This window comes from uncultured Porphyromonas sp. (assembly GCF_915070105.1).
Lineage (GTDB): Bacteria > Bacteroidota > Bacteroidia > Bacteroidales > Porphyromonadaceae > Porphyromonas.
In genome coordinates, this window is the sequence record NZ_CAJZFJ010000072.1 from 1 (window position 1) to 11,050 (window position 11,050).

Below are 11,050 nucleotides of genomic sequence, written 5' to 3' on the forward strand. Positions count from 1 at the left end.
ATAAATAGCTGTTGTAGGCCTCAAAACTGGGGCCTATTTTTCTTGCCATAATAAACTAAGGTTGGTTAAACTACATATGTTATAATAAGTTTAATTAATCAAAAGTAAAGGAAATATTTGTGGCAAAAGCAGGCCGGGGCAACAAGCCTCTCAACAAAAACAAAGACTACCCTAAAACATCATCGACACCCACCCTAGTCTATCACATGCAATATCTATATTTCACATATTACACCATTCCTCAGTGCCATACCTAGCCCTCTCCCACATCTTTACCTCCACCTCTCGACACCAGTATATCAGGCATACTGAGTGGGGCTAGATAGGACATACCGAGAGCGGGATATAGGACTCGGTATGTTCGTCACCATCACCTTACATAGGTGACGACCGAGGACATACCGAGAGCGCACCCGTCACCTATGTAAGGTGATGGTGGCGAACATATCGCATCCACTCTTAGTAGCATCAACACCCGATAGACAGGGCTCTAGGAAGGGAATATACAGACACCCCATGAAGCAGTTTCCCAGACCTCACTCCCCCCTTCCCATCAAGCAAACAGCCCCCCCCACACACACAGGCCTGCGCCAAAGTCAGATAGAAATAAATAAGGAGAGAGGGCCTGTAATTGTAATAAGTTGTATACAAAAGAGAAGAAAAGCCAACCTTGCACAAAAGACGTGCACCTCCACCAAACGCACAAAAGAGACTATACAAAAAACACTTACACCGAAAAAAGAGACAGAAAGGAGCTCGCACAATGCTAATAAACACAGCTAGGGAAGGAGGCGTTATTTTGATTTTATTACCTTTGCAGGAGAAATCAGACAGCAGATCTGACTTTTGGCTTCGAGTTATATCAATAATATATGTAGCATTTGCTAGGAAAAGTCCTAGTGGATGTCTTATCTCTTCTCCTACCTCACGGGTCGAGTTTCTATCAATTGGATAGGTTTAGTTGCACCGCCCCCATAGCAACAAGCAAGAACTCCCACCTATACCCCCTCTGAGGTAAGGACTATGAGGGATCCCCATCTCTATCTGAATGGCTGCGAGACCATGTCCACAGCAGGCATAACAGCCATACAGCATAGAATGCGACAAGGCAATCCGCATAAGCGACGTCGCACAATCCAGCCGCCACGGGAAGTGGCATAATGCACCCTTTGGCTTCCAAATCAAAATAAAAGCTTAGCATAAGTATGAATAAGACAAAGCACAAGTATGAAACCCCAGAGGCTAAGCCCATTTCTGTCCCTGGGGGGCCTAACATCCTCGTTCAGTTTTCATTTTGGGCAGATATAGAGGAGTTCTCAGAGGAAACCGATGAGTGGTAAATACCCTCTACGCAGACAACACTCACCCCAACTACTAGACCGGAGCGGACGTACGAGGCAGACAAGCCTCATACGCCCGCTCTTCGCATCTGCCCCCTCCCAATATACGTCTCCTCAGACCTAAATAGTAGGAGCTGGGAAGAAAGAATCTCCCTCTTGGGCTGGACACCTCCCCCTCCCCTTAAGCCTAGGGGAAGGGGAAATAAGAGGGAAGACTCTCTACACAGATACTTCATGAAAGACTTACCCCACAGAGGAGACCCTGGCGCTGGGTGTTTATATCAGGGATGACGCATGAAATCACCATAGTGCGAGGGCGAGGTCGTCAAGGAGCATACGCCGAAGATAGAAATACCTATATCCCAGTCTAGATGTGCCAAGCGAATACCTCCTACCTAGAACGGATGAGTGTACACGTGTGTACACAACTGTATACCCACGTGTATACAACTGTATACACGCGTGTACACAAGTGCGCTCTAAGTATAGCCTATGCAGGGCTTGCTTGTAGGTCTATTTCTTGACGATAATACGTAGGATCTCTAGGGATGGGCTAAGGCTCCCTAGGATATGAAGCGATACCCCCGAAGATCCAGAGGCAGGAGTGTGCGAGCGAGATCATGCGTCGGCTCTAGGGAGCAGGGAAGAAAGAAACTCCCTCTTTGGCTGGATACCTCCCTCACCCCTTAAGCCTAGGGGAGAAGGGGAAATAAGAGGGAAGACTCTCTACACAAGATACTTCATGAAAGGCTCACCCCACCACAGAGGAGACCCTAGCACTGGGTGTTTATATGCCAAATAGTACACACCACACCTATTTTCACTACCTTTGCGGCCGAAGTTAGGAGACATTCTCATCATCTGCTTCAGCATTTACACGAACGACACTACCACCTCTCTCCCTGTACCCACACCAAAAAGGGATGAGGAACACCCAAGGGTTCCATACCCAGATCTTCCCTACTACACTATCTTCGCCCCTGAAGGGGAGGGGGATTTTATGCTCGACAGAGATAATAACACACCCACCCCCCCTAACTCTGTCACGGACACTGCCTAGTGTAGGCACTACTGTGACTATACTTTTTGCAATAGATAGATCAAACAACTTAGAGTACTACGCATGAAAAGATTTATGCTGCTACTTGCAGCTACCATCTCCCTGCTATCCTCCTGCGCCAAGGAGGCTAATGAGCCAATTAATGCCTTAGGGGATAATGGAGAGGAAGGATCATTTGAGTTTTCCATGGAAGGAATCCGTGAGGACCTCTTCACCCAAGAGGGGAAAGCACTACAGTTTAACCCCAAGGTTCACACTACAGGCAGCAAGATCTCCAAGATCTCTCCCTCCACCCAAAAGGGCAAGATCACAGGGGTTGCCTATTTCTATGGTCCTAGCATCCCCTCTGGCATCCCAGTGATGCTGGAGTTCGACGTCGATGGTAAGCATATCTCCTACAATGGAGCTATCAGTCACCCTAGGCTCAAATCTACTGTAGGAGAGATACGCAGAGCAGGCTATACCAAGGTGAGCTTCTTCATCGGAGGCAATATTATACCCCAGACAGAAGAGGACAAACAGAAGGGAATATTCGAATACAATGTAGGGATCAATGGGGGACAAAACACGATGATCCAACGCACGACAGAAGGGCTTGATCTTAGCTCCTTTAATCCCATCTTCGTCAGCGAAGGTAATGACGTGGAGGCTAGCAAGAATACTGGGGGAGCGATGACGACCGAGAGGTGTAAGTTCCGTCTCTTCGGCGAGTTCGTCAACATCCGCTTCCGGAACAATCAGCATGGAGCGAACCTGAGGTTTAATGGACTTGACATCACAGGCTTTGCATCCAGAGACCTCAACCTGCGAATGATCTGGGACGAAACACAGATCGCACCAAGGCTGGTATGTAAGACTCCCGCTAGTAAATCCCCAGGGCGCATCTTCTTCCCTCTTCCTGATAAGCCAGGCGAGCAACACCACGAGCTGAACGGCCCAGCCTCTGCGACAGCACCAGCGACAGCGATCAATGGAGACCCCTCCTATACACTCTATCTCCTCACCGAGGCAGAGCCAGCAGGTAGTATCCGCTTTGCCTATACTAATACCGTAAAGAGTGTCTTCACCAAGGGCACCCCTGCATCAGCCCACCACACGACCAATCTTATGGGCAAGACTGCCAACCCTAAGAACTACGGGAAGTATCATAACATCACACTTGAGCTCGTCAAGTAACTAGACCAATGAAGATGAACACCATAAAGAAGGAATACGAAGCCCCTCAAGCTATGCCCATCGAGATCCAGAGTGGGCTCAACATCCTCATCCAGTTCTCCATGGCAGGAGATATAGATGAGATCACAGAGGGCGATGGTGAGTGGTAATCCCCCTCTTCGGAGGTAGCACCACCCTTCCTATCCGCTAGGTTAGATCGGGCGCATGAGGCATATCTGCTTCATGCGCCCGATCTACTTTTCATCCACCACACCTTATCTATAGCACCTCCTACATATATGAGTAGGCACAGAGCCGAAATTATCTCTACCTTTGGTACACCTACTCACTAATCAATGAATCATATATGAAGCGAATTAAGACAACGTGTAGCCTGCTCCTGGGAGTATCGCTACTTGCCTTAGGACGAGCCAGCGCAGCCGACGCCCCCCGAGCGTCGGTGACCGTGGCGACACAGAGTGGCCCCCTCTCGGGGGTCGTACGGGACGCTCAGGGTGAGCCCCTAGTAGGCGTCTCCGTCCTCGTCAAGGGTCAGGGCAAGGGTGTCCTGACCGACGCAGAGGGGAAGTTCTCCCTCAGTGGAGTCCGCACGGGCTCCGAGATCGTCTTCTCCAGCGTGGGCTATCGTAGCCAGAGTGTCCGCTGGACAGGTACACCGCTGACGATCGTCCTCGAGGATGCCACGACGACCCTCAGCAATGTCGTCGTCACCGCCCTAGGGATACGCCGTGAGCGTAAGGCACTCGGATACGCCATGCAGGAGGTACGTGGCGATGCTCTGATGGCTGTGCGTGAGCCCAACATCACCAATGCCCTCTCGGGTAAGGTCTCGGGGATACAGATCCTCAAGGGAGCTAGTGGCCCCGGATCGTCCTCCAAGATCGTCCTACGTGGGAGCAGCTCCCTCTCAGGTAGCAACCAGCCACTGATCGTCGTAGACGGTGTACCGATGGACAACACCACGGGAGCCTCGCTCGACAAGAAGACGGGCAAGAGCAACAACGACTTCTGGAACCCCGGTACCGATATGGGCAATGGGCTCGGAGACATCAACCCCGAGGACATCGAGAGTATGAGCGTACTCAAGGGAGCTAGTGCCGCTGCCCTCTATGGCTCACGTGCAGGTAATGGTGTGATCCAGATCACGACCAAGCGTGGTCGCCGTGGCGAAGGGCTCGGCGTGACGATCTCCTCCTCGGTAGGGGTCGAGAGCCTCTTCATGGTGCCCCGCCTACAGAATGAGTTCGGTCAGGGTACCGAGGGGGCTTACCGAGCCACGAGCACCACGAGCTGGGGGCCTCGCATCGAGGGTCAGGAGTACACGAAGTGGGACGGGACGAAGGCTCGCATGCAGTCCTACGACAATGTCGCTGCCTACTTCCGCACCGGCATCGACCTGACGGAGAACGTCGCCTTCTCTCAGCAGTACGACCGCACGAGCATCTACACCTCTCTCACACGTACCGACAATCAGAGCCATATCCCCGGTGCCTCCCTCGGCCGTACGAACCTCACCCTGAGGGCAACGACGAAGTTTGGCCCGAGTGAACGCTGGAGCACCGACACCAAGGTACAGTACATCCGCACCTTCGTGCAGAATAGACCTATGAATGGGTCGAATGCCTCCAATGCCTTCGCCACCATCTACTCCCTCCCCCGCAGTATGAATATCCGAGACTTCTCCGATCCCCTCACCTCCACAGGTGCGATGCGGTGGTACGGAGATGGGAGCCAGACCAACCCCTACTGGGCGAGCAAGTACAACCTGAACAACGATACCCGTGACCGCTTCCTCCTAAGTGCTGCCCTCAAGTATCGGATCACCGACTGGCTGGATGCTGAGCTACGCATTGGTTCCGACCAGTATGCCACCCGTGTCGAGCGCAAGACCTACTCAGGCTCACCGATCGCCAAGGGTGGGGGTGCGTATGAGACGGAGCAGGTGAAGTTCTATGAGAACAACTACAGCTTCCAGCTCTCAGCTCGTGAGGAGCATCTCTGGAACAAGCTAGCTGCCTCTGCCACCCTCGGAGGTAACCTCATGGAGCGCAAGATGAACAGCCTGAATGCACAGGTGGGAGAGCTCATCGTACCCAACCTCTTCTCCCTCACCAACGGCACCGACCGCCCCACGAATACCGAGCTATTCAGCCACAAGAAGATCAATTCGCTCTACGGTACCCTCCAGCTCAGCTGGGATGGCTATCTCTTCGTCGATGGTACACTACGTAGCGACTGGTCCTCGTCCCTTGCTCGGGCTAACCGCTCCTTCCTCTACCCCTCACTGAGTGCCTCGGTGGTGATCTCTGACCTACTGAAGCGACAGCAGGTGCGCCTACCCGAGTGGATCTCCTTCGCCAAGGTACGTGCCTCCATCGCACAGGTGGGTAATGACCTAGAGCCCTACCAGCTCTACAGCTCCTACCGCATCGACAAGGATCCGACGGGGGGCACTGTCGCCAATATCGACAACACCCTCTACAACGACCGTGTACGTAGTGAGCTCATCAAGTCCTACGAGCTAGGCGCTGAGGTACGCCTCTTCGATGGTCGCCTCGGCATCGACTTCGCCTGGTACCGCACCAATGCGACCAACCAGCTCATCCGTCTGCCCATGGACCCTGGTAGTGGCTACGAGGCCAAGATGATCAACGCTGGGAACATCCAGAACGAGGGTATAGAACTCATGCTCACAGCGGACATCCTTCGCACTGACCACCTCAACTGGAGCACCCAGCTCAACCTCTCCCACAACGAGAACCGCATCATCAAGCTCTACGACGGAGGCGGTACCGACTCCCCCGTCACCGAGTACGACCTAGGCACCTATCAGAACCTCCGCATCCTAGCCCGTGAGGGCGGACGCTATGGCGAGATCTGGGGTACTGCCTACAAGCGTGTCACCGACCCTACCAGCCCCCTCTACGGCAAGATCCTCACAGATGGTGATGGCCTCCCCCTACCGGGCGAGACGAAGAAGCTCGGTGACCAGCAGCCCGACCTACTCGTAGGGCTGACGAATACGCTCTCTTACCGAGGCTTTGACCTCAGCTTCCTCGTCGATGCTCGCATTGGGGGTAAGATGTTCTCGGGGACGAACTTTAGCCTGCGGGATAATGGTACAGCAGCGGCAACGGCAGAGAATGGCCGTCGTAAGTTCGTCGTCGATGGTGCCCAGGAGCAGATCGTCGGAGGCAAGACGACCTATGTACCGAACACGAAGGAGGTCAGCCCTCAGGACTACTGGAACGCTATCTCCCATCGTGGCAATGCCAACCTCGGGATCAGCGAAGCGAATATCTTCGACGCTACGAGCGTACGCCTTCGCAACATCGCTCTTAGCTACACCCTACCCACGAGCCTACTACGTCGCACACCTATACGTCGGGCTAAGGTCGGTATCTCGTGCAACAACGTCTGGATGATCCGCAGCTACATGAACGGCGTAGACCCCGAGAGCGTCTTCGCCACGGGGACGAATGCCACGGGCTTCGAGTTCTCCTCCTCTCCTACGACTCGCTCGCTGCACTTCAATGTCACACTCGGCTTCTAGCCCCCTACATCGCTACCGATCATGAACAAGATATTCATCACCCTCTCCGCCCTCGTACTCAGTGTGCTGCCCTTCAGTTCCTGCCGAGACTTCGACGAGGTCAATAGAGACCCCCTAGCCGCCCATCGGGATCAGGTGCTCAGCGAGTACCTCATCAACCGTGCTATGATGACCGCCCAGCAGGATCCCCACATCGCCGAGCGTGCCTTCGTCCGCTACTGGAAGAATGCTAGCCACCAGCAACGTGAGGGCTCACTGAGCCTAGGCGGTGTAGACGACAGCTGGAGTGGCGACTACTACAGCCGTATGACCACCGAGAGCCTCAAGCCCCTCTATCAGGCCATCGCTATCTCCGAGGAGAAGATCCGCTCGGGCTCTGCCAAGGCCTACGAGCCCACCCTGCTGGCTGTGGCTCGGGTATGGCGAGCCTATATGCTCTCGGAGATCTGTGACCTATTCGGGGTAGCAGCCCTAGAGGGCTACACCGGGCAGAACCCTACCTATGCGAGCACTCAGGCTGTCTATACCTTCATCCTCAAGGAGCTCCAGGAGGCTGCCGAGACCCTCAAGACCTCCCCAACGCCCACCGAACAGGCAGTCACGAAGCTCGACCATGCCTATGGCTTCAATGCCAGCAAGTGGCGTCGCTATGCCAACTCACTGCGGATGCGTCTCTCGATGCGCCTCTCCGAGGTAGAGCCCACGACGGCACGCACACACTTCGAGCAGGCAGCCGCTGAGGGAGGTATCCTAAAGGCCGAAGACCGCCTACAGGTCGCAGAGCAAAGGGGCTGGCACGACCTATCGGGTGTGATGAGCCGTGAGTGGAATGCGCAGAACCTCTCCGCTACCTACAACAACCTCGTCGTCGGCCTCGGGGGCATCACCTCCGCCCGCCAGCTGACCGATGCTCGCTATCAACCCTACCTCCGGGCAGAGAACTATCTAGGTGTGCGCTACGACAAGCACTTCCCTCTGATGACGACTGACCCGATGCGGGGCTTCTACTTCGATGGACTCCCGGGCAAGATAGACCCTCGTGCCTACAAGACCTTCATCGTCACAGGGGACACGCTCAATAGCGAATTCTGCTTCTACCCCTCATGGGCTACCCACCGAGTGAAGCAAACCAAGTACAAGCTCTCCAAGGTCGATAACCCGAAGGAAACCCTCATAGAGCTCGATACTCGCTTTACTTGGAATGCCTGGGTATCGGGAGCGTGGGGTGAGCTCAGCGGGATCAACGATGTGGCACAGATAGGCGCGATGCCTCGTCTAGCGCAGAAGTACCGTGCGAGCACCAGCGTCCGTATCTTCTTCCCCGAGTGGGAGACGTACTTCCTATTGGCCGAGGCGGCCGTGCGTGGCTGGAGCGTATCGATGAGTGCCAAGGATGCCTATGAGGCTGGTGTCCGTGCTAGCTTCGCTTATCATGGGGCAGGCTTCGTAGACGAATACCTCACCTCGCAGGACTACAACCGTGTCGGTACCTCTGTCGCTTGGGATCACACCACCGAGCCAGCAGCCACACGCACGATGGAGTGTATCGATGGCTACACCCAGCAGCGAGAGCAGTACACCTACCACTACCCCGAGGCAAAGAGCCGTCTCTATAAGGCAGCTATGAACGACCACTTGACGAAGATCATCACCCAAAAGTTCATCGCCAACGTGCCCTGGCTACCTCTAGAGTCGTGGAGTGATCACCGCAGACTCGGGCTGCCCTTCTTCGAGACACCCGCAGTAGAGAAGCCCCTAGACAACATGCTCCACCTGACGAAGGCAGGCTACGAGACCGCCTCTATCGACTACTACCCTCAGCGTCTCCCACTGCCCAGCAACATCTCCAGCACCAACAAGCCCGGGCATGCCTCCGCCCTGCAGGCGCTCGGTGGCCCTGATGGGGTCTTCACTCCCCTCTACTGGGCAAAGAAGAAGCAGTAGTCATCTCGCCTAAGGGCGAGCGCTGGTGGGTGCTGGAGCTGGTAGAGCTAGTCCTAGACCTAGTCCAATAGGTCTAATAGCGACAGCACCCACCCTGCGTCACCTAGCCCTATCCAGCAACAGCACCTACCCTGCATCCCCGAGCTCTGCCTAGCGACAGTACCCACCCTGCATCGCCGAGCTCCGACCCAGCGACAGCACCGACCCTGCGTCACCTAACCCTGCCTAGCGACAGTACCCACCCTGCATCCCCGAGCTCTGCCTAGCACTAGCACCCACCCAGTATCACCTAGCTCGGTGACGCAGGGTGGGTGCTGTCGCTATTAGACCTATTGCACCTATTGCACCTATTAGACCTATTAGCCTAGGGTAGGGCTAGTCCTATCAGACTACCCCCGCCCCGCTCTCAAGAAAAGCCTAAGGGCTGTATCACCTGACCCGCAGTCAGCGTGATACAGCCCTTAGGCGTATAGGTGTAAGAGGTGAGGAAGACCGAGCTCCCTCGGGAGAGGATTAGAGACGGAAGGTCACCCCGAGGTTCCAGTAGGGGACGGAGTATCCGAGCTCCGTGAACATCCCCACACGGTCGGTGAAGAAGTAGCGAGCACCAAGGAGCACCCCTAGGTCAATGCCACTACCCGATAGCCCCGAATAGCCATTGATATTGCTCGAATAAGAGGCGATGTGGTAGCCCAGCAAAAGACCCGCATAGGTGTCGAGCTTGGGTGCAAACTGGTAGTGGAACATCCCACGTACCCCGAGTACTGTATGCGAAGCCGAGCCTGCTGCAAAGCCTTCGTAGCGGTAGCTCATGGAGGTATAGGCACCGTAGGCTCCGAGGGTGATCGCCCCGTTGTTACCGTTGATGAGGTTGCTCACTAGCGAGTAGTCATAGGCTACGGAGAGGGGGGGGATAGAGACCCCATAGCCACCGTAGCTATGCCCGATACCGATACCGATGTTGAGAGCGCTCTCGCCCTTAGAGAACAGGTCCTGAGCCTGTGCAGCACCTAGACTTGCGATGAAGGCTACGGCTGCTAGTACGAATTTCTTCATTGTTCTTTCTTCTTGCTTGCTTAATTATAGCTATTCATCTCTATAGGGTAATACTATAGTGCATCCCCGATAGAGATTGTAAAGATAATCATAAATCCTGAGGCAAGGGTCATCGACCTCCTTACCTCCCCACCCCATCCTCATCTGGACGGATGGCTCTGAGCAGTAGATAGCCAACTACACCCGAGAGGATTGAGCCAACAAATATGCCCAGCTTGGCCTCGTTGAGCAGACCTACGAACTCAGGGCTGTCGTAGGAGAGGTTGGCGATAAAGAGGGAGACGGTGAAGCCGATCCCCCCAAGTACGGAGAGTGAGACCAGACGTCTGAAGGTCATCCCCAGCGGAGCAACACACAGCCGCAGGCGGATGGATACCCAAGTGAAGAGGGTAATCCCCACAGCCTTGCCAGGGAAGAGCCCGAGGAGGATCGCTAGAGGCACCCCAAGTAGCCCCTCGGATGAAATACCACCGAAGGTGATCCCTGCATTGACAAAGGCGAAGAGGGGGAGGATAAAGTAGTTCACCAGCGGAGCGATTGCATGCTCTAGGATCTGAACGGGGCTAATGGCCTTGGTTGCAGTGTCCTTGATCTCCCCGATGATCTCCAGCTGTTCATGCGAGAGGACGACAGCCCCCTTGCCCTCACGAACCTCTCCACGTAGGCGACTAGTGAGGTCATGTAGCGAGGTGGACAGCTTGCCGATGTGCATCTGCGTACCCGCAGGCAAGAGCAAGGCAAGGAGTACACCTGCGATAGTAGGATGGATACCCGACTGTAGGAAGAGTGCCCATATAATGATCCCGAGGATGATATAGGGCTCAAGCGTATGCACCTTCAGTCCTCCCAGCACAAAGACTAGTGCGAGCAGGGCAAAGCCGATGCCCAGCGGAAGCCATGCGATATGCGAGCTATAGAAGA

The 11,050-nt window shown here is 54.7% G+C and carries 7 protein-coding genes; 5 read left to right on the forward strand and 2 right to left on the reverse strand.

Going from position 1 to position 11,050, the window contains the following annotated elements:
* The first annotated feature begins 1,205 nt into the window (after nt 1–1,205).
* The 5 genes from QZ554_RS07195 to QZ554_RS07215 all read left to right on the forward strand — a co-directional run bounded on the left by QZ554_RS07195 (nt 1,206) and on the right by QZ554_RS07215 (nt 9,073).
* On the forward strand, nt 1,206–1,340 hold the full coding sequence (locus QZ554_RS07195) for a hypothetical protein (protein WP_297195422.1): 135 nt from the start codon (nt 1,206–1,208) through the stop codon (nt 1,338–1,340).
* Between the two features lie 1,135 nt (nt 1,341–2,475).
* On the forward strand, nt 2,476–3,576 hold the full coding sequence (locus tag QZ554_RS07200) for a hypothetical protein (protein ID WP_297195424.1): 1,101 nt from the start codon (nt 2,476–2,478) through the stop codon (nt 3,574–3,576).
* Nucleotides 3,577–3,590: 14 nt separating this feature from the next.
* Nucleotides 3,591–3,725, forward strand: a complete 135-nt coding sequence (locus QZ554_RS07205; RefSeq protein WP_297195426.1) for a hypothetical protein — start codon at nt 3,591–3,593, stop codon at nt 3,723–3,725.
* Nucleotides 3,726–3,922: 197 nt separating this feature from the next.
* Nucleotides 3,923–7,129: a SusC/RagA family TonB-linked outer membrane protein gene (locus QZ554_RS07210; protein ID WP_297195428.1), complete on the forward strand. Its 3,207-nt coding sequence runs from the start codon at nt 3,923–3,925 to the stop codon at nt 7,127–7,129.
* 21 nt (nt 7,130–7,150) lie between these two features.
* Nucleotides 7,151–9,073, forward strand: a complete 1,923-nt coding sequence (locus tag QZ554_RS07215; RefSeq protein ID WP_297195429.1) for a SusD/RagB family nutrient-binding outer membrane lipoprotein — start codon at nt 7,151–7,153, stop codon at nt 9,071–9,073.
* A gap of 513 nt (nt 9,074–9,586) precedes the next feature.
* On the opposite strand, the gene QZ554_RS07220 is transcribed toward QZ554_RS07215, so the two are convergent.
* A complete protein-coding gene (locus QZ554_RS07220) occupies nt 9,587–10,129 on the reverse strand; it encodes a hypothetical protein (protein WP_297195431.1) in 543 nt (180 codons plus the stop codon).
* 121 nt (nt 10,130–10,250) lie between these two features.
* Nucleotides 10,251–11,050, reverse strand: an 800-nt coding sequence (locus QZ554_RS07225; RefSeq protein WP_297195433.1) for a Na+/H+ antiporter NhaA, incomplete at its 5' end; no start/stop codon positions are given.